The following is a 17867-nucleotide window of genomic DNA, read 5'->3' on the forward strand; positions in this document are numbered from 1 at the left end:
CAGGTAGATACGCGTTAGCTCCCTCGCCACAGGTGCGGTGTCGCACCAAAATTGTGTAGATACCTATGGCTACGGGGGCTTGCCTCCTCCCACATCAAACCTGTTTCGCATGCAAAATCGGGGTCACCGGCTTGGGTTTGCGAAACACCAGCACATTGCCCAGCATCACCAGCACCAACCCCGCCAGCGCCGGGGCAGTCCACTGATAGCCCTCGGCAAATGCCGATACATTCAGCGCCACCACCGGGAACAACACAGTGCAATAGGCCGCCCGCTCCGGCCCCATGCGCCCCACCAGCGTCAGGTAGGCGGTAAAGCCAATTACCGAACCCGGGATCACCAGGTACCACAGCGCGCCGATATACCGCGCACTCCAGTCCATCTCGAACGGAATACCACGCACTGCGCAATAGGCCGCCAGCATCGCCGCACCATAGGCCATGCCCCAGGCATTGGTGGTCAACGGCTTGAGCCCGGCTTTCTGCTGCAAACTCGAGAGCATATTGCCCGCCGAAAAACACATCGTGCCCAGCAAGGCCAAGCCCAGGCCGAGCAAGGTCTGCGGGCTGGCGGTATGCCCGGCCACCTCCGGCCAGAACAAAAAGCCCAGGCCCAGCAACCCAAGCGCGCCGCCCATTAACACATTGCGTGCGACCCGCTGACCGAAAAACACCCGGGCATTCAGCGCGTTCCACAAGGTCGCCGTGGAAAACACCACCGCCACCAGCCCGCTGGGGATCCACTGGCTGGCGGTGAGAAAACACATGAAATTGACGCAAAACAGGCACAGGCCCTGCGCCAGGCAAATCAGGTGCCCGCGCCGGTTCATCACCTGCAGACGGCGGCTGAGCAGCAACAGCACGAACAGCACCAGCGCCGCCAGGCCAAAGCGATAAACGATCGATACGGGAATCGCCACCACGCCCAACTGCCATTTGAGCGCGATCCAAGTGGTGCCCCAGATCAGCACCGTGAGTAGATACAGGGAAAGGTTCATAGCGGGCTCCGATAAGTGAGCCACAGTGTCGCTTTTACCGCGTGCGGTTCTCTTGCACATTCTTGCGCTTTTGTAAGACACGGGGCTCACAGCGCCATGACGGCGCGGTAGGATGCAAAACGTCGGAGAACACAGCATGCCAGCACTGGAATCCCTGCAAGTCTTTCAAGCCCTTAACCGCTCGCCCAACGCACGCCTGCAAGCCTGCGCCGAGCTCGGTGACGGTTTGTCCGCAGCATTGTGGAGCAACCACCACGATTCCCAGGATTATCAGGCGCCCAGCCATCACACGTTGTCGTGCTACATCGGCGGCGGCACCGGCACTTTTCGCCGTGACCAGCCGGGCGTCAAGGGCGGTCCGGACAAACTGTGCATCCTGCCGGCCGAGCATCAATCGGCATGGGTGATCAATGGTCAGATTCGCCTGGCCCATGTGTATTTCAGCCCCGAACAATTTGCCCTCGGCTGCGTCACCCTGCTCGACCGCGAACCCCGCGAGCTGCAATTGCGCGAAGGCACCTTCCTCGAAGACGCCCGCCTGTCCGGATGCTTTCACCAGTTGATTGCCCTCAACTGGCACGAGCCCGGCGAGCGCCTGCTGACCAGCAGCCTGGCCCACGAAATGCTCAGTCATACCCTGCTCAGCCAGGTCGGCGCCCGTGACGGCCTGCGGGTAAAAGGTGGGCTGGCCGCGCACCAGCGGCGGCGGTTGGTGGAGTACATCGACCAGCACCTGCAGGACGCCATCAGCCTCGGCCAACTGGCGAGCCTGTGCGCGCTGTCGGAGTACCACTTCGCGCGCATGTTCCGCCAAAGCTTCGGCCTGCCGCCCCACCAGTATTTGCTGGCGCGCCGGCTGGCCCGTGCGAAGAGCCTGCTGCGCGGCAGCGCCCTGGCCGTGGGGGAGATCGCCTTGATGTGCGGTTTCTCCAGCGCCAGTCATTTCAACCAGCGCTTTCGCCAAGCCATGGGGGCGGCGCCCGGGGACTATCGCCAGGCCTTTCGCGCCTAGCCCATCAAGCCCAGCGTCTTGGCCTTGGCCACCGCCTGGGTGCGTCGCTCCACCCCGAGTTTGCTGTGGATACGCCGCGCATGGGTCTTGACCGTGTGCAGGGAAATATACAGGCGGTCGGCAATTTGCAGATTGGAGTTGCCCAGGGCGATCAACTGCAACACTTCCAGTTCACGCTGGCTCAGCGGGTTTTGCGTGACGCCGACGGGCGACGCTTGCGGTTCGAGCCCCAACTCACTCAATAAGCCCGGTGCGCGTAGACGCAACTCGCGCACCGCCTGCTGCACCTGGCAACGCGCCGCCAATGCCAGGCCGGCTTGCAGCGCCAGTCGCGCCCGGGTCGGCTCTCCCAGGCGCCAGGCCACCTCGCCCAGCACCAACTGCAGCTCGGTTTCCAGGCACAGCATGCCGCGTTGCCGGGTGCTGTCGAGCAAGGCGCCGAGACGCTCGAGCGGCTGTTCGGCGCAGCCCAGCCTGACCTCGGCCAGCACCAGCAGGTACTCAAGACGCGGGATCAATTCCAGTGTGGCCGGCGGCGCCTGCTTGGCGCAGGGCCCGTGAAAATGACGCAACACGCGGCGCACGGCTTCCACCGTCAATTCCGCGCGCCCCTGCTGCAACCAGAAATGCCCGCTGACCAACAACAGTACCGCGCGGTACACCAGCACGGGAACGTGGCGCTGCTGCATCAGCCGCTCGGCATCGCGCAGCTGGATAAACGCCTGGGCGTAATCACCACGATTGGCCGCCAGCAGCGCCAGCCCGAGAAACCCGTAGAGCACCCGCTTGTCCTGGCTGTGCAGGCAGATGTTCATACCGACCTCGAAACACTCGCCCGCCAGGGCGTCCTGCCCTTGACGCAACGCCAGATGCCCGCGTCGCAGGGCGATACGCCCCATCAGTGGCCCCGCCTGCAAGCGCTGCTCGGCCAGCATCGCCTGCACGCTTTCCAGCAGGCTTTGCGCCCGGTAAGGCGCGCCGCGCTGTTCCAGCAACTGGGCGTGATCCAGCTCCAGCAAGGCCTCCAACACCAGCGAACCGTGGGCGCGGGCCAGGCACAGCGCTTCGCGATTGAAGGTCTGGGCGACATCCAGCTCACCGCGCAGCAGGGCTTGCTGGGTCAGTCCCGACAGGCACATCAGGCGCGATGTCCAGGCACTCTCGGGCAGGGCTTGCAGCGCCTCCAGAAAATGCGCGCGGGAACCGTCGGCATCGCCGCTCAGGTGCAGCAGCCAGCCGGCCTGCGCCTGCCAGCGCGCCACCAGGTGACGCTGCGCCGTCGCCGTGGGTCGCGGCGCGAATCGAGCCAACTGGTCGATGCACACCGCCGCCTGCTCGAAGCGCCCGGCAAACAGCAGTGCCGCCGTGACCAGCCCGACCAATTGCGCCGAGCCGAGCATCAATTCATCACCATGCTGCTCATGCAGGCGCAACAGCAACACGGCATTTTGCCCGCGAAACAAGTCTTCGAAACTGAAGTGCTGCAACAGGCTCACCGCCGCCTCGTATTCCTGCGCCAGCAGCGCCTGCTCGAAGGCGGCCTGCCAGTCCTGCTCGGCACTGAACCACTGGCAGGCGCGCCGGTGCCAGGCGCGCTTGGCCGGCCAGGGCTCTTCGCGCAGCAGGCGCGCCAGGGGGGCAAATATCTGCAGCCCATCGGTGCTGCCTTCCCAGGGCTGGATAAACGCACCGAGCGCTTGCAGCTCACGCAGGTACTGAGCACCGTCACCAAAGCCGAACAGATGTTCACACAGGCCCGCATTGAAGCGCGGCAGGTTGGCGAGCACCCGCCAGGCTTCGGCCAACTCCGCCGGCAAGCTGTTGAACACTTCGTGTTGCAGATAATCGAGCAAGGTTTTATCGGCATGGCCGTCATTGAGTAACGCGATGCGCGCCCCGGCACACCAGCCTGCGCTGAATTGCATGACGCTCTCGACAGTCTGTCCAGGCCCGAGCAATGCCTGGATTTCCGTAGCATTGAAGGCCAGTTCAGCGCTGCCGCACTCCAGCAATTCGTCATCAAGCAACAGCCGTGGCCAATTGCACGATGGTCGGCGTCGCGCGCCCAGCCACCAGGTCAGCGCCGGGCTGCTGGCGGCGAGCAACCGGTCCAGCAAGGCGTCCAGCTCGGGCGCCGGCAGGCGGCAGAAATCATCCAGGCACACCCACGCCGTGGGTTGCCAGCGGCCCAGATCCAGCAATAACGTGGTTTCATCGGTGTAGGGCAACCCAAGGCTGTGGGCCAGGCGCCGGGAAAAATCATCAGGGCACGCCACGCCACCATTGAGTGCCAACCAGTACACCTGGCAGCCGGGCGGCGCCTGCAGTGCACATTCGGCGAGCAGCGCACTCTTGCCACTGCCGCCCGGCGCGCACAACAACTTCACACGCGCCGACGCCGCGAGCAACGGTGCGGCCAGGCGCGGGCGCAGCACATGGTGGGCGGACAGCCGAGGCATGAATCCAGGACGGTCCAGGCAGCGTGTCAGGGCGGTCATTGCTGCATCCTGATTTTTTATTGTGATGCAACCCTAGTCCTGTGGTGGGCGGTTGTTGAAGAAGTATTCAGCGGGGTGATTAAGGACCATGCATAAAACCCGATGTGTAGGGGGTTTGATCGTTCCCACGCTCCGCGTGGGAATGCCGCCTGGGACGCTCCGCGTCCCGCCGACAACTCAACGCGTACAGGTGACGCAGAGCGTCACGGGATGCATTACCACGCGGAGCGTGGGAACGATCACAGTTGAGGACTAACGCACGCCTTCGGACCTGAGCGCCGCCGGGGTGTAATCCGCCGCCTTGGCCGCGAAGCCAAACACGAAGCTGCTCTTCTCCTCGTTCTTCATGCCCAGTGCGAGGTAGCGTCCGGCAATCAGGTCGTAGAGGGTTTCCACGGTGTAGGCCGGCACCTGGTGGTCGTAATAGAACTGCGCATGGCCTTCGGCGACGCGCCACAGTTGGCCGCGACCGTCGTAGTGGTCCACCAGGGCGACCTGCCAGCTGTCTTCGTCGATGTACATGTGGCGCTTGGCGTAGATGTGCCGCTCGCTCGGCTTGACAGTGCCGACCACTTCCCAGACGCGATGCAGCTCATAGCGAGTCAGGTCCTGGTTGATATGCCCGGCCTTGATGATGTCGTCGTACTTGAGGGTGGGCGAGTCGAGCTTGTAGCTGTTGTAAGGGATGTACAGCTCCTTCTTGCCCACCAGTTTCCAGTCATAGCGGTCGGGCGCGCCGGAGAACATGTCGAAGTTATCCGTGGTGCGCAGGCCGTCGGAGGCGGTGCCCGGCCCGTCATACGACACCTGCGGCGCGCGCCTTACACGGCGCTGGCCGGCGTTGTAGATCCAGGCCAGGCGCGGTTCCTTCACCTGGTCGAGGGTTTCGTGCACCAGCAGCACATTGCCGGCCAGCCGCGCCGGCGCGGTGACCGATTGCTTGAAATAACTCAGCACGTTGGCCGCCTTGGCCGGGTCGATATCGGGGATGGCCTGGGGCACCGCGACTTCTTCTTCGAAGCGGATCGGCGTGTAGCTGCCGTTGGTCTGGGGCGTGGCCTGGGTGATGATGCGGCGCAGGTTGCCGCCGTGGTAGCGGGTGATGTGGTTCCACAACACCTCTACGCCATTTTTCGGGATCGGGAACGCGTAGTAACGGTTACCGGTGAAATTTTCCAGACCGTTGCCGTCGTTGATCGCCTTGACGTTGAGGGCGCTGCGCTTGATCGACTCGTAGACATCGGCCGGCAGGTTGACCGTACGGTGGCTCGGGTACACCGGGATCTTGTAGGTCTCGGGGTAGCGCTTGAACATCGCCACCTGGCCGTCTGAAAGCTTGTCCTTGTACTTGTCGACGGTGGCGGCGGTGATCACGAACAGCGGCTTTTCAGCGGCGAACGGGTCGGCGAGAAAGCCCTTGCTGTCCACCGCGCCGGCGTTTTTCGGGATGCCGCCGGTCCAGGCCGGGATCGAGCCATCGGCGTTGCCGGCTTTTTCGGCGCCGACCGGGGTAAGTGTGGTGCCAAGCTTGGCGGCTTCTTGCGGCGATACCGCTGCCATCACGTGGGCGGCCAATAGACTCAGGGCCAGCACTGCAATTGTCTTACGCATAAGTTCTTGTCCTTCTTTTAAGCCAAATCAGAAGTTCACGCCGAAGCTGAGGGCGAGGAAGTCGCGGTCGGTCAGGGTGTTGTAGTCGCCGCCAAAGAAGTCGGTGTAGCTGAGGCTGGCGGTGTAGGTGCTGCGGTAGTCCGCGTCCACGCCGACGCTGATGGCCTTGGCGCCTTTGTTGAAAATCCCGTTGGGGCCGTAGCCGGCGACGTCATGGGACCAGGACAGGTTGGGCTTGAGGTTCACCCCGGCAATCGCGTTGTTGTAGTCAAGGATTGCCCGTGCGCGGTAGCCCCAGGAGGTGGAGGTGACGAAACCGTCGGTGTCACCCTGGAACCCATAGGCGCCGTACACCGAGTCGCGGCCATAACGCAGTCTGGTTTTATCTTCCAGGCCGGCGACATGCACCACGGCCGCTTCGCCCACCAGGGTCAGGCGTTCGGCGCCCAGCACCTGGTCGAAGAACTGGGTCATGGTGCTTTGGATCTGGGTGATTTCCTTGCGGCGGTAGCCTTTGTTGTCGGCGCCAAACGAACTGCGGATGGGTGACGCGGTATTGCCGGCAATCGGGTTGACCAGCGCCAGGGTCAGGTCGGTGGTGTTGAGTTGTACGGGCGCATTGGGTCGATAGCTGATTTCGCCGGTCCACGCCGTGCCGGTGGGCAAGGTGGTGGAGAAGCTGGCGCCGAACAAACGGATATCTTCCGGGTAATCCAGGTAGTACCGGCCACGGCCGAGCATGGTGCTCTGGGCCAGCGCCCCGCCCAAGCCCGGCGGGGCGGCGGCACCAATGGCGCCGATGGTCGCAAGGTTGGTATTGGCGGTAATCGTGCCCACGGTCGGGGTGCGGCTGTGGTAGTTCATGAAGTACAGGCCGTATTCGGTGTCGTCACCCAGCCAGCGCAAGGCCGCGCCGAACTGGCCGGAGTCGCGCGCATCACGGTCCGCGGCGCGCTGCACCACCACGCCTTCGCGGGTCACCACAAAACCTTGGCCGCGTGCCGCCGCGATGGGTTGCAGCGGTGCAATCCCCGGGCTGCCCACCGTGTAGTTACCGGTGCAGCCATCCGCCGCGACGTCACCGCCAAAGAAGGTGCCGCAGTTGTCCAGTACCGTCTGGTCCCATTCCAGTTGGTAGAAACCTTCCACGGTCAGCTGATTGGTCAGGCTCTGGGAGGCAAACAGCATGTTCACCGGGATCAAGCCTTCCTTGATCTCTGCGCCTGGGCGACGGAACGCCGACACGTCGATCGGGTTGATGCTGTTGATGGAGTTGCCGATGAAGGTACTTTCGCCCCAACTGACCACCTGCTTGCCGGCGCGCACGGTGCCGGGCAGGTCGCCCAGGGAATAGTTGTGGTAGACGAACGCGTCGAGGATCTGCGCGCCACTGGATTTGGCGCCTTCCTTGCGGTTGTGGTCGCTGATCGGCTTGAACTCGCGGTCTTCGTCCTTGAGCTCGAAGTCGTACCAGTACTTGCCGCGCACGAACACACCGGTGTCGCCGTATTTGAGTTCAAGGTCGTGCAGGCCCTTGAAGATTTTGGAGAAGGTTTCGCCCTTCTTGAAGTTCAGACGCCCGTCATCCCCGGTGGACGCCTGGCCCGTGCCGCCATTGACGGTGCCGACCAGGCTTCGGTCGGCATCGCGCATGCCCCAGCTCGCACCGACCGACAGCGAGGAATCGAATTGCCCTTCGATCTCGCCAATGTTGAACGAAACAGCCTGTGCCTGGGCACAGCAGCCCACGGCAACCGCAGCGGCCAGCGCCTGTGGCGTGAAGATGGCGCGCATTGTTGTTTTTGTCATGCGTCTTCCCCGGTGAGTGACAGAAGGCCCCACCCTACTGCCGCCCATGAAGAGCGATAAGCGCACCAAGGAGGTATTCGTGTTGTCGCTCGAAAGGATGACGAGCCGCGCCGGCAGGGGTTTCGGCGCGGGTCATGGATTGGATGGATGGTGGCTTATCAGAGGAATCGATGGCGAGCGCGTAATTGTTGCTGTTTTGGTAACAGTCCTTGTCCTGAACTGCTATTACTCATTCTGTTACAACCGATTATTCTTACCTCGCTTTCAGGGCAAACGGCCCGCTCCCGAGTTGGGGAGAAAAGCTTGAATCCAACGGATTGTCACTCTTTTTCAATCTGTTACCCGTGTTCACTGACGTTGATTTATCGCTCCTTGATCCAACGTCTTACTTCGGCCGCTGCCTGTGCAGCGGCCTTTTTTATGCCTGGAATAAAAACGGGGCGCTGTCGGCGCCCCGTGGGATTCACTGATTTTATGGCAACGATCAGAGGCTGAACTTCTGCAAGTTGGCCATCATCTCTTTCAACGCCTCGATATTGTCGCTGGGGTGCGCGGCCCCTTCGAAGTCGCAGATTTGCTGCCAGTGTGCCGCCACGTCATCCGGCGAAAAGCCCGCTTCGGGATCGAAACCCACGCCCAGGCTGCGCTCCCAACGGGTCTTGCCGATCCAGCCGCCGCCGACCTCGAACAGGCCCGAGGTTTCCTGGCAGGCTTCGCTGCCCAGGTACACCACCAACGGGCTGACCAGTTCCGGCTTGAGGCGCTCGAACACCTGCGGCGGGATCAGCCCTTCGGTCATGCGCGTGCCGCCGGTGGGGGCAATTGCGTTGACCAGGATGTTGTGCTTGCGCCCTTCCAGCGCCAGGGTTCGGGTCAAGCCATACAGGCCGAGCTTGGCCATGCCGTAGTTGGACTGGCCGAAGTTGCCGTAGATGCCCGAGGTGGACGCGGTGAAGATCACCCGGCCATAACCCTGCTCGCGCAGATGCGGCCAGGCGGCGCGCGTGACTTTGTAGGCGCCTTCGACATGCACCCGGTAAACCAGGTCCCAATCGCTGTCGTCCATTTTGTGGAAGGTCTTGTCACGCAGGATGCCGGCGTTGTTCACCACCACATCGATACGGCCGAACGCGTCCAACGCGTTCTGCACGATTTTGTCGCCGTCGGTGACGGAATCATGGTTGGCTTGGGCAGTGCCGCCGGCTTCGCGGATTTCAGCCACCACGCGGTCGGCGGCCGAGGCATTGGCGCCTTCGCCCTGGGTCGAACCACCGAGATCATTGACCAGCACCTTGGCCCCGTGGCGGGCGAACAGCAGCGCATGGGCCCGGCCCAATCCGCCGCCGGCACCGGTGACGATCACGACCTTATCCTGCAACTGCACTGACTGATTCATACCCAACTCCTCTGGCGACAATGGCAATGGCCAGAGTGTCGGGCACAGCGCCTTTGGTCACAATAAATACGGCCGGCGCTGAATGGTGCTCGATAAGGCAGCGGGATGATGCCTTGGGCCAGGTGCAAGGCTCAGGAACAAGCCGCACGCACCGACTGCTGGCCAATATGCTCACGGAACGCCTGGTAATGCCTGAGCACCTGGACCGGCGCCTCGATCTGCGGGTAGTGGCCGATGCCGGCCAGCAATACCGTATCGGCATGCGGCACCAGTTGGTGGTAGCGCTCCACCATGTGCGCGCCGGAAATGGGATCGACCTCACCGTCGATGACGCGCAACGGCACGTCGTCGCGTTGCATCGCTGCCACCCAGCGATCGCGCAGGCGACGGCGCTGAGGGATATAGCCGATCAGCTTGTGCAGGATGCGCGTGCCATCATTGCGTTCAATCAGGCTCCAGAAATCATCCAGGGCGCTTTCGCTTGGCCGCGTCCGTGGGCCAAAGATCTGGTTGAAACTGTTGGCCAGGCCGCCTCTTCCCGAGGCTCGGCCAATCATCCAGCCCAAGGGGCTGAGCAACAACTTCTGCACCAAGGTTGCACGGTGGGTTTCAGGGAACAGCCCACCGTTGAGAAACACACAACTGGCCATCTGGAACCGGCCTTCATAATGCCGGGCCAGCAGTTCCTGGGCCACGCTGTCGCCATAGTCATGGGCCAACACGTGCACCGGTTTCGTCACCCCCAGGTGCTCGAGCAGCGCCTGTTGCAGGTCCGCTTGCTCCAGCAGGCAATAGCCATGATCCAGCGGTTTGGCCGAGTCGCCAAAGCCGAGCATGTCGCAGGCAATCACCAGATTGCGCTGGGCCAGGGGCTGCCACAGGTAATGCCAATCCCAACTGGCCGTGGGAAAGCCATGAAGCAGCAGCAGCGGTTCGCCCTGCCCGGCCACCCAATAACGAATGGACTGGCCGCGAAAGACGAAGTCCTGGCCGCGCTTGCGCCAGACGCTGAGCGGAATTTCTGCAAGTGGCATCAGCTTTTATACCCGAGGTCCTGGTGATCCAATCTGCGCAGCAGCGCCGGCCAGGCCAGCGCTGCGCTCATACCTTGGGCACTTTTTGTGACAGCTGCCACCATCGCCTTTGACGATGAAACCGGGGCTAGACTCACGATGTTGACCTCCTTGGCGCACTTATTATTATTTTTTAAGTGATGGGCCAGTCTAGTCAGACGCCCTGGCTTGCGGAGTTGCCTTCGCAGCCAGCTTGATGACTGAGCGAGTCAGCTAAGAGAATAGTACAAATCGGTGTCAGAGAAGCGCCGTCAATAAACACACGCCGACCAGTGCGCCCCCAGACGACGCGCCCGTTTGCTATGGCTGCAGGGCAGTCACAAACTCGGCCAGCCACGGCTCGGCGTCGCTCTCCGGGGTCACACTTTCGCTGGCATCCAGGCGCAGCATCGGCAGCACTTCGCGTACGCCCAACTCGCCGAACAATTCGCGCAGTTGCTCGCCGCCGCCGCAGAAGGTGTCGCCGTAGCTGGCGTCGCCCAGGCCAATGACCGCACCGGGCAGGCCGCGCCAGGCAGCAGGCAGTTGGTCGCGAATACTCGAATACAACGGCTGCAGGTTGTCGGGTAATTCGCCCATGCCGGTGGTCGATGTGACCGCCAGGAACGCCTCGGGGGCGAAAGCCTGCACCTGCGCCAGCGTGGCGCGCGGATCGTGCCAGGCTTCAAAACCCGCTGCGTTGAGGATGTCCCGGGCGTGGCGGGCGACTTCTTCTGCCGTACCGTAGACCGAGCCGGAAAGGATGGCGACTTTCATCAATCTGATCCTGTCATTGAACGAAAGCGTAGGATATTAGCAGCTGCACCAGGGTTTCAGTGCCTGCCGTGCAACATTCAGAATTTGCCATAAACTTGCACCATCGGAACACGCCATGGAACGCTCAATGATTAACCCCAAGTTGCTGCAGATGGTTGTCAACGCGTCCAACGACGGCATCGTCGTTGCCGAACGCGAGGGCGACGAGAAGCCGCTGATCTACGTCAACCCCGCGTTCGAACGTCTGACCGGCTATACCCTGGACGAGATTCTCTATCAGGACTGCCGTTTCCTGCAGTCGGGCGATCGCGACCAGCCGGCCCTGATGGCGATCCGCGAGGCGCTCGACAGTGGCGGCGCCTGCCGCGAGATCGTGCGCAACTACCGCAAGGACGGCACGCACTTCTGGAACGAACTCTCGGTATCCACGGTGTACAACGCGGCCGACCAGCAGACGTATTTCGTCGGCGTGCAAAAAGACGTCACCACCCAGGTCAAGGCACAGCAACGCGTGGCTCAGCTGGAAACCCAGGTAGCCGAGCTTAAAGCCGAGCTGGCGGCGCTCAAGTCAACGAGCGGCGTTAACAAGCTGTAAAAAGTGCGTTCTTTAGAGCGATAATGGCTTTTTAATGCCCAACCGTTGAGCTATATCAATGCGCCGCGATGCTCTATTGACTCAGGACGAGCTGGATTTTATCCAGAACATGCAGCACAACCCGCAGCTCAACCTGCGGGACGCAGGGTCGAGCCTGACGGTCAATGGCGGTGCACAGATTCGCGATCTGCTGACCCGGCTGGCCGCTCATGATCAAGTCACCCTCCAGGCGCAGTTCGACAATCAGCAACTGACCTTCCCTCTGCATCTGGTTGAGGATGAATTTCATGCAGTGCATCTTCGGTTGGGCGTGCCGAGTATTTTTGAAGACGGGCCGATGGTTCGCCCATGGCGCCTGGCCCTTGAAGAGCCGGTGGCCCTGGAGAACAGCAAGGGCTACGCCAGCGCCCTGTGGGTGCATGAAGTGTCATTCAAAGGTGTGCTGGTAGAAGGGCGTGGCCGAGCCAGACCGCCGAAAACCTTCTCGTTGTGGTTCAGCCCGTCCGGTTACGAACGCATTGCGCTGCGCGGTACGCTGGAGCGGGAAACCGCCCGGGGATTGTTCGCCTACCGCCTGAATCAGAGTGACGCGGATGAAATCGAGCGCCTGCGCCAGTTCATCCTGCACCAGCATCGTCTGGTGCATCCGCAGGTACATGCCTGAGATCAGGTATCCGGGCCGCCACTGAGAAACTGCTGCAGACGCTGCTGCATCTGGCGCCCTTCGCTGCCCAGGCCACCGATGGAAGTACCGGTCAGATCGGCCTGCAACAGGTCCGATGCAGCACCTGCCAGAAACAGCGGGCAGTTGAGGGTCAATGCCAGCCGGTTCAAGCGCGCTTCCAAGTCCTGCTTGTGTGAGTGATTGGAGAAAATGACCATCGCCTGGGGGCGGATCTTTTCACAGACCAGGGTCAACTCCTCGACCGGCTGACCCAGGCCCAGCACCTTCACGGTCAAATCCTCCCCGCTCATCAGCAGCGCCGCCACCAAAAGCTCCAGTTTTCGGCACTCACCCGGCATGGCGCTGAGTAACACGCGGGGCGCCGCCGATGCGCTGGCTATCTGTAGGCGCAGGAGCGTCTGCACGCGCAGGAACGCGTCGAAAAACAGCCACTCGCTGGCCTGGCCGAAACCGCCCTGACGGCGCAGCAAGTCGTTCCACAGCGGCATCAGGATGTCCTGGAACGCGACGTTCAAGGGATAGGTCGAGAAAATCTGGCCGTACACGCTTTCCAACTGGCGATCATCGAAAGCACTGATGGCCTGCAGCAGCCGAGCCCGCCACTGCGGCCATTCGCTGTCTGCAGCCGCGTCGCGCTCGGCACGCAGCGCGTCGGCCTGTTGAGCGTCACGGGCCAGAAGTTTGCCTACCTTGCTCACCGCGACGCCACGCTCAGTCCACTCGATAATACGATTGACCGTCTCGATATCGACCCTGGAGTAGAGGCGGTGCCCGCTTTCGGTGCGCACGGGACGGATCAGCCCGTAGCGCCGCTCCCACGCTCGCAGAGTGACCGGATTGACGCCTGTCAATCTTGCCACTTCCCGAATGGGGAACAGGTGCTCCGAATCAATCGATTCCAGCTGCAAAGTGTTATCAATCGGTGCAGTAATCACGTTATTTCTGACAAAAGCCACCAGGAATGGAACCTCATTTAACGCATTTAAACCTGTCTTTTTCAAGGGCGCTGGACTTCGGACCAATGTCACTGGCGTATTTTCTCAAAACAGGAATAATCCTTGCCTGTTTTTTCAGCGCAGTGGCAATACCCGCCGCTGCGCTCGTGCGCCGCCTACCCGGTCAAGCGCACCCGTTTATCTGGAGATACACAATGTCTACCTCCCCCGTCACCTTGATGGTTGCGCGCCGTGTGGCCAAAGGTCGCTACGAAGAACTGATGGCCTGGCTGCGCGAAGGCGAGCAATTGGCCACCGACTTTCCCGGGTACCTGGGCTCCGGCGTGCTCGCACCGCCACCCCATGATGATGAATTCCAGATCATCTTCCGCTTCGCCGATGAAAAGACCCTGCATGCCTGGGAGTTTTCCGCGTCGCGCAGTGCCTGGCTGAGCCGTGGCAGCGAGCTGTTCGCCAACCCGTCCGAACATCGCGTGAGCGGCATCGATGGCTGGTTCGGTGCCGTGGGCGCGCGCCCGCCGCGCTGGAAACAGGCGGTGGCGATCTGGCTGGCGTTTTTTCCGGTGTCGCTGTTGTTCAACTTCGGCCTGGGCCCCTTGCTCGGCGAGCTGGACCTGTTCAGCCGGGTGCTGGTCAGCACCTTGGCGCTCACACCGCTGATGGTTTACTTCTTTATCCCGTTATCGACTCATCTGCTGGCGCACTGGCTGCATCCGACGCCGCCCCGCAAGACCGGCGAAGCCGCCGCCTGAGTACAGGGGAGACGGGTCGCTGGTATAGTTCGCATCTGCCAGCGACGCGAGCCTCCCATGACTGCAACAAACGCCCCGATCCTGATCACCGGTGCCGGCCAGCGTGTCGGCCTGTATTGCGCCGAGCGCCTGCTGGACGAAGGGCACCCGGTGATGTTCAGCTACCGCAGCGAACGTCCAGGTGTGCAGCAACTGCGCGAACGCGGCGCGGTCGGGCTGTTTGCGGACTTTTCCAGCGAAGCGGGAATCCTGGCGTTCATCGCTGAGCTGAAGACACACACCGATGCGCTGCGCGCGATCATCCACAATGCCTCGGCCTGGGTCGCAGAGACCCCGGGCGACGAAAGCCGCGCCTTTATCGACATGTTCAGCGTGCACATGCTTGCGCCGTACCTGATCAACCTGCATTGTTCACCTCTGCTGCAACGCTCGACACCCGCCGACATCATCCATATCAGCGACGATGTGGTGCGCAAGGGCAGCCGTCAGCACATCGCCTATTGCGCCACCAAGGCCGGGCTCGACAGCCTCACGCTGTCGTTTGCCGCGCAGTTCGCGCCGTTGATCAAGGTCAACGGCATCGCGCCGGCCATGGTGATGTTCAATGAAGGCGACGACGCGGCCTATCGCGACAGGGTCCTGGCCAAGTCGGCACTGGGCATCGAGCCCGGGCCGCAAGTGATCTACCAGAGTGTGCGTTACCTGCTGGACAACCCCTATGTCACCGGGACCACCCTGACCGTCAACGGCGGGCGGCACATCAAGTAAGCCGTTTGTGAGGATGTTGTATGACTTTGTCCCTGCCCCACCATTACCGCGAGATCCTCAAGGGCCTGGGTGAAGACCCCGAGCGCGAAGGCCTGCTCGATACGCCCAAGCGCGCCGCCAAGGCGATGCAGTATCTGTGTCATGGCTATGAGCAGAACCTGCAGGAAATCGTCAACGGCGCCTTGTTCGCCTCTGACAATGACGAGATGGTGATCCTCAAGGACATCGAGTTGTACTCGCTGTGCGAGCATCACCTGCTGCCCTTTATCGGCAAGGCCCACGTGGCCTATATTCCGACCGGCAAGGTGCTGGGCCTGTCGAAGCTGGCGCGCATCGTCGACATGTTCGCCCGGCGCCTGCAGATCCAGGAAAACCTCACCCGGCAGATCGCCGATGCCATCCAGGACGTGACCCAGGCCGCCGGCGTGGCGGTGGTGATCGAGGCCAGGCACATGTGCATGATGATGCGCGGCGTGGAAAAACAGAATTCAACCATGAACACCTCAGTGATGCTCGGCGCCTTCCGCGAGTCGAACACCACGCGCATGGAGTTCCTGCAACTGATTGGACGGAGCAAGTAGCAATGCCACAACTTCAACCAGGCATGGCGCGCATCCGGGTCAAGGACCTGCGCCTGCGCACCTTTATCGGTATCAACGAGGACGAAATCCTCAACAAGCAGGATGTGCTGATCAACCTCACCATCCTGTATGCCGCCCAGGAAGCCGTGCGCGATAATGACATCGACCATGCCTTGAACTACCGCACCATCACCAAGGCGATCATCGCCCACGTCGAAGGCAACCGTTTTGCCCTGCTCGAGCGCCTGACCCAGGAGCTGCTGGACCTGGTGATGAGTAACCCATCGGTGCTGTACGCCGAAGTCGAAGTGGACAAGCCCCATGCGCTGCGCTTTGCCGAGTCGGTTTCGATTACTCTGGCGGCCAGCCGCTGATACTCAAGTGAGCCCTATGAACGACCAACAACGCCTCGAACTCGAAGCCGCCGCCTTCCGTCGGCTGGTAGCCCACCTGGACAGCCGCAAGGATGTACAGAACATCGACCTGATGAACCTGGCCGGCTTCTGCCGCAACTGCCTGTCCAAGTGGTACAAGGCCGAGGCCGATGAGCGCCGGATCGAGCTGAGCCTCGATGACGCCCGTGAAGTGGTGTACGGCATGCCGTACGCGCAGTGGAAAGCCCAATACCAGCAAGAAGCCAGCGCCGACCAACAGGCGGCGTTCGCCAAAGGAAAACCCCATGACTGACCTGAACACCCTGCGCGCCAGCCTCAAAAGCGGCGAACACTCTTTTGCCGACACCCTGGCCTTTGTTGCCGCAAATTACGACTACCAGCCGCAAGCCTTCACCAACGGCGAGGTGGAAAATGCCGCCGGCCAGAACGAAGGTTCGTGCAAGACCCTGGGGTTGACGTTGCTGGAGGGGTTGAGCGATCAGGAAGCGCTGCTGGCGTTTGGCGAGCATTACCGTTCGGTGGTCGCGACGCCTGAAGGCACTGACCACGGAAATATCCGCGCATTGATCGCCCATGGTCTGGCCGGTGTGAAATTCAGCGCACAGCCGCTGACCCGCAAATCCTGAGTCAGACGCTGCAAAACAAATGTGGGAGGGGGCTTGCCCCCGATGGCAGTGTGTCAGTCAGTACATCTGATACTGAACCACCGCAATCGGGGGCAAGCCCCCTCCCACATTTGTTTTGCAGCGTCGCTTAGTTCGCGCAAGAACCTGGGGTTGGCGTTGCTGGAAGCGCTGCTGGCGTTTGGCGAGCATTACCGTTCGGTGGTCGCGACGCCTGAAGGCACTGACCACGGGAACATCCGCGCATTGATCGCCCACGGTCTGGCCAGTGTGAAACTCAGCGCACAGCCGCTGACCCGCAAATCCTGAGTCAGACGCGGAGCAAAATGTGGGAGGGGGCTTGCCCCCGATGGCAGTGTGTCAGTCAGTACATCTGATTGAAACACCGCAATCGGGGGCAAGCCCCCTCCCACATTTGTTTTGCAGCGTCGCTTAGTTCGCGCAAGAGCCTGGGGTTGGCGTTGCTGGAAGGGTTGCTGGTGTTTGGCGAGCATTACCGTTCGGTGGTCGCGACGCCTGAAGGCACTGACCACGGAAATATCCGCGCATTGATCGCCCATGGTCTGGCCGGTGTGAAATTCAGCGCACAGCCGCTGACCCGCAAATCCTGAGTCATACACACATCTAAATGTGGGAGGGGGCTTGCCCCCGATGGCAGTGTGTCAGTCAGTACATCTGATACTGAAACACCGCAATCGGGGTGAGCTGGTCTAATAGTCCCGGACACCTCAATAGGTGAAACTACACCTATTGAGGAGTATTCCATGACCAAGAAGTACAGAAAATTCGACGCCGCTTTCAAGCTAAGAGTCTGCAAGATGATTGTTGACCAAGGCCTGAGCGTGAACTCCGTTTGTACCGATTTAGACTTGAGTGATACTGCCGTGCGCCGCTGGGTCCAGCAGTACCAAGCCGAGCAGTTAGGTGGTACAGGGATTGGTAAACCGTTAACCAGCGAGCAACAGCGTATTCGTCAGCTTGAGCAGCAGATCCGCGAGCTGAAGACTGACAACGATATATTAAAAAAAGCTACGGCCTTCTTTGCCCGCGAATTGAAGTGATCCACCAATTGGTTCACCAAATGCAATGCAAGGCCTACCCGGTAATACGTATCTGCCGGGTTTTGCGGATCAGCCGTTCGGGGTTCTATGAAGCTCGTCAGCGGTCTTTTAAGCCAAAAGCTGTCTGTCCGGTTGCAGCTCAGGTCAAAGCTACGTTCATGACCAATGAGCACTGTTATGGCAGTCGTCGGGTGATGAAAGCACTGCGTAGCGATGGCGTATCCATTGGGCGGCACAAGGTCCGTCGGCTGATGAAACAACAGGATTTACGCCCGATCTGGAAGCGCAAGTTCGTTCAT

17 protein-coding genes and 4 pseudogenes are annotated in these 17867 nt (G+C 61.4%); 12 read left to right on the plus strand and 9 right to left on the minus strand.

The window, feature by feature from the left end:
- Positions 1-94 precede the first annotated feature (94 nt).
- Positions 95-997 (minus strand): DMT family transporter, encoded by a 903-nt coding sequence (locus tag BFP90_RS25340; protein ID WP_065892844.1) that lies wholly within the window; start codon positions 995-997, stop codon positions 95-97.
- 136 nt (positions 998-1133) lie between these two features.
- Between BFP90_RS25340 and BFP90_RS25345 the strand changes: the two genes are divergently transcribed.
- Positions 1134-2009, plus strand: a complete 876-nt coding sequence (locus BFP90_RS25345) for a helix-turn-helix domain-containing protein (protein WP_065898254.1) — start codon at positions 1134-1136, stop codon at positions 2007-2009.
- Here BFP90_RS25345 and BFP90_RS25350 read toward each other — a convergent pair.
- The 7 genes and pseudogenes from BFP90_RS25350 to BFP90_RS25375 form a co-directional block, all read right to left on the minus strand.
- Positions 2006-4507 carry a LuxR C-terminal-related transcriptional regulator gene (locus BFP90_RS25350; RefSeq protein WP_065898255.1) on the minus strand — a complete coding sequence of 834 codons (2502 nt, stop codon included), beginning with the start codon at positions 4505-4507 and terminating at the stop codon, positions 2006-2008. The two genes, BFP90_RS25345 and BFP90_RS25350, sit on opposite strands and share 4 nt — an antisense overlap.
- Positions 4508-4759: 252 nt before the next feature.
- On the minus strand, positions 4760-6118 hold the full coding sequence (locus BFP90_RS25355) for a DUF1329 domain-containing protein (RefSeq protein WP_065898256.1): 1359 nt from the start codon (positions 6116-6118) through the stop codon (positions 4760-4762).
- Positions 6119-6145: 27 nt separating this feature from the next.
- Positions 6146-7927, minus strand: a complete 1782-nt coding sequence (locus tag BFP90_RS25360) for a DUF1302 domain-containing protein (protein ID WP_065885071.1) — start codon at positions 7925-7927, stop codon at positions 6146-6148.
- A gap of 484 nt (positions 7928-8411) precedes the next feature.
- Positions 8412-9323 (minus strand): SDR family oxidoreductase, encoded by a 912-nt coding sequence (locus BFP90_RS25365; protein WP_065885069.1) that lies wholly within the window; start codon positions 9321-9323, stop codon positions 8412-8414.
- 131 nt (positions 9324-9454) lie between these two features.
- Positions 9455-10357 (minus strand): alpha/beta fold hydrolase, encoded by a 903-nt coding sequence (locus BFP90_RS25370; protein ID WP_065898257.1) that lies wholly within the window; start codon positions 10355-10357, stop codon positions 9455-9457.
- A pseudogene (locus BFP90_RS29365) lies at positions 10357-10470 on the minus strand (class II aldolase); the annotation flags it as partial. The gene BFP90_RS25370 and the pseudogene BFP90_RS29365, both read right to left, overlap by 1 nt.
- A gap of 226 nt (positions 10471-10696) precedes the next feature.
- Positions 10697-11152 (minus strand): flavodoxin, encoded by a 456-nt coding sequence (locus BFP90_RS25375; protein ID WP_065892851.1) that lies wholly within the window; start codon positions 11150-11152, stop codon positions 10697-10699.
- A 127-nt stretch (positions 11153-11279) separates the two neighbouring features.
- Between BFP90_RS25375 and BFP90_RS25380 the strand changes: the two genes are divergently transcribed.
- Complete coding sequence (locus BFP90_RS25380; RefSeq protein ID WP_065898258.1) at positions 11280-11747, plus strand: PAS domain-containing protein; 468 nt, start codon at positions 11280-11282, stop codon at positions 11745-11747.
- Between the two features lie 58 nt (positions 11748-11805).
- Complete coding sequence (locus BFP90_RS25385; RefSeq protein WP_065885065.1) at positions 11806-12411, plus strand: hypothetical protein; 606 nt, start codon at positions 11806-11808, stop codon at positions 12409-12411.
- A 2-nt stretch (positions 12412-12413) separates the two neighbouring features.
- Here BFP90_RS25385 and BFP90_RS25390 read toward each other — a convergent pair whose 3' ends face one another.
- Positions 12414-13340 (minus strand): MerR family transcriptional regulator, encoded by a 927-nt coding sequence (locus BFP90_RS25390; protein ID WP_083203336.1) that lies wholly within the window; start codon positions 13338-13340, stop codon positions 12414-12416.
- A gap of 242 nt (positions 13341-13582) precedes the next feature.
- On the opposite strand from BFP90_RS25390, the gene BFP90_RS25395 reads away from it, so the two are divergent.
- The 9 genes and pseudogenes from BFP90_RS25395 to BFP90_RS28645 form a co-directional block, all read left to right on the plus strand.
- Positions 13583-14140 carry an antibiotic biosynthesis monooxygenase gene (locus BFP90_RS25395; RefSeq protein WP_065892853.1) on the plus strand — a complete coding sequence of 186 codons (558 nt, stop codon included), beginning with the start codon at positions 13583-13585 and terminating at the stop codon, positions 14138-14140.
- 57 nt (positions 14141-14197) lie between these two features.
- Positions 14198-14908 (plus strand): dihydromonapterin reductase, encoded by a 711-nt coding sequence (gene folM, locus BFP90_RS25400; RefSeq protein ID WP_065898259.1) that lies wholly within the window; start codon positions 14198-14200, stop codon positions 14906-14908.
- Positions 14909-14928: 20 nt separating this feature from the next.
- Positions 14929-15489: a GTP cyclohydrolase I FolE gene (gene folE, locus BFP90_RS25405; protein ID WP_057724018.1), complete on the plus strand. Its 561-nt coding sequence runs from the start codon at positions 14929-14931 to the stop codon at positions 15487-15489.
- A gap of 2 nt (positions 15490-15491) precedes the next feature.
- On the plus strand, positions 15492-15863 hold the full coding sequence (gene folX / locus BFP90_RS25410) for a dihydroneopterin triphosphate 2'-epimerase (RefSeq protein ID WP_065892856.1): 372 nt from the start codon (positions 15492-15494) through the stop codon (positions 15861-15863).
- 16 nt (positions 15864-15879) lie between these two features.
- Entirely contained in the window at positions 15880-16176 is a 297-nt protein-coding gene (locus BFP90_RS25415) for a DUF1244 domain-containing protein (RefSeq protein ID WP_065892857.1), read from the plus strand.
- The gene (locus tag BFP90_RS25420) at positions 16169-16510 is read left to right on the plus strand and encodes a HopJ type III effector protein (protein WP_065898260.1); all 342 of its coding nucleotides are present in this window, start codon (positions 16169-16171) and stop codon (positions 16508-16510) included. Before BFP90_RS25415 ends, BFP90_RS25420 begins: the two co-directional genes overlap by 8 nt.
- Before the next feature lie 132 nt (positions 16511-16642).
- A pseudogene (locus BFP90_RS25425) lies at positions 16643-16816 on the plus strand (HopJ type III effector protein); the annotation flags it as partial.
- Positions 16817-16944: 128 nt separating this feature from the next.
- Positions 16945-17118 (plus strand): annotated as a pseudogene (locus BFP90_RS25430) (HopJ type III effector protein); the annotation flags it as partial.
- Positions 17119-17271: 153 nt separating this feature from the next.
- Positions 17272-17867 (plus strand): annotated as a pseudogene (locus BFP90_RS28645) (transposase); the annotation flags it as partial.

This window comes from Pseudomonas sp. 24 E 13, assembly GCF_900004715.1.
Lineage (GTDB): Bacteria > Pseudomonadota > Gammaproteobacteria > Pseudomonadales > Pseudomonadaceae > Aquipseudomonas > Aquipseudomonas orientalis_A.

Coding starts and splice junctions, on each gene's coding strand:
- BFP90_RS25340 (WP_065892844.1), bottom strand. CDS start 997: ATGAACCTTTCCCTGTATCTACTCACGGTGCTGATCTGGGGCACCACT.
- BFP90_RS25345 (WP_065898254.1), top strand. CDS start 1,134: ATGCCAGCACTGGAATCCCTGCAAGTCTTTCAAGCCCTTAACCGCTCG.
- BFP90_RS25350 (WP_065898255.1), bottom strand. CDS start 4,507: ATGACCGCCCTGACACGCTGCCTGGACCGTCCTGGATTCATGCCTCGG.
- BFP90_RS25355 (WP_065898256.1), bottom strand. CDS start 6,118: ATGCGTAAGACAATTGCAGTGCTGGCCCTGAGTCTATTGGCCGCCCAC.
- BFP90_RS25360 (WP_065885071.1), bottom strand. CDS start 7,927: ATGACAAAAACAACAATGCGCGCCATCTTCACGCCACAGGCGCTGGCC.
- BFP90_RS25365 (WP_065885069.1), bottom strand. CDS start 9,323: ATGAATCAGTCAGTGCAGTTGCAGGATAAGGTCGTGATCGTCACCGGT.
- BFP90_RS25370 (WP_065898257.1), bottom strand. CDS start 10,357: ATGCCACTTGCAGAAATTCCGCTCAGCGTCTGGCGCAAGCGCGGCCAG.
- BFP90_RS25375 (WP_065892851.1), bottom strand. CDS start 11,152: ATGAAAGTCGCCATCCTTTCCGGCTCGGTCTACGGTACGGCAGAAGAA.
- BFP90_RS25380 (WP_065898258.1), top strand. CDS start 11,280: ATGATTAACCCCAAGTTGCTGCAGATGGTTGTCAACGCGTCCAACGAC.
- BFP90_RS25385 (WP_065885065.1), top strand. CDS start 11,806: ATGCGCCGCGATGCTCTATTGACTCAGGACGAGCTGGATTTTATCCAG.
- BFP90_RS25395 (WP_065892853.1), top strand. CDS start 13,583: ATGTCTACCTCCCCCGTCACCTTGATGGTTGCGCGCCGTGTGGCCAAA.
- folM (WP_065898259.1), top strand. CDS start 14,198: ATGACTGCAACAAACGCCCCGATCCTGATCACCGGTGCCGGCCAGCGT.
- folE (WP_057724018.1), top strand. CDS start 14,929: ATGACTTTGTCCCTGCCCCACCATTACCGCGAGATCCTCAAGGGCCTG.
- folX (WP_065892856.1), top strand. CDS start 15,492: ATGCCACAACTTCAACCAGGCATGGCGCGCATCCGGGTCAAGGACCTG.
- BFP90_RS25415 (WP_065892857.1), top strand. CDS start 15,880: ATGAACGACCAACAACGCCTCGAACTCGAAGCCGCCGCCTTCCGTCGG.
- BFP90_RS25420 (WP_065898260.1), top strand. CDS start 16,169: ATGACTGACCTGAACACCCTGCGCGCCAGCCTCAAAAGCGGCGAACAC.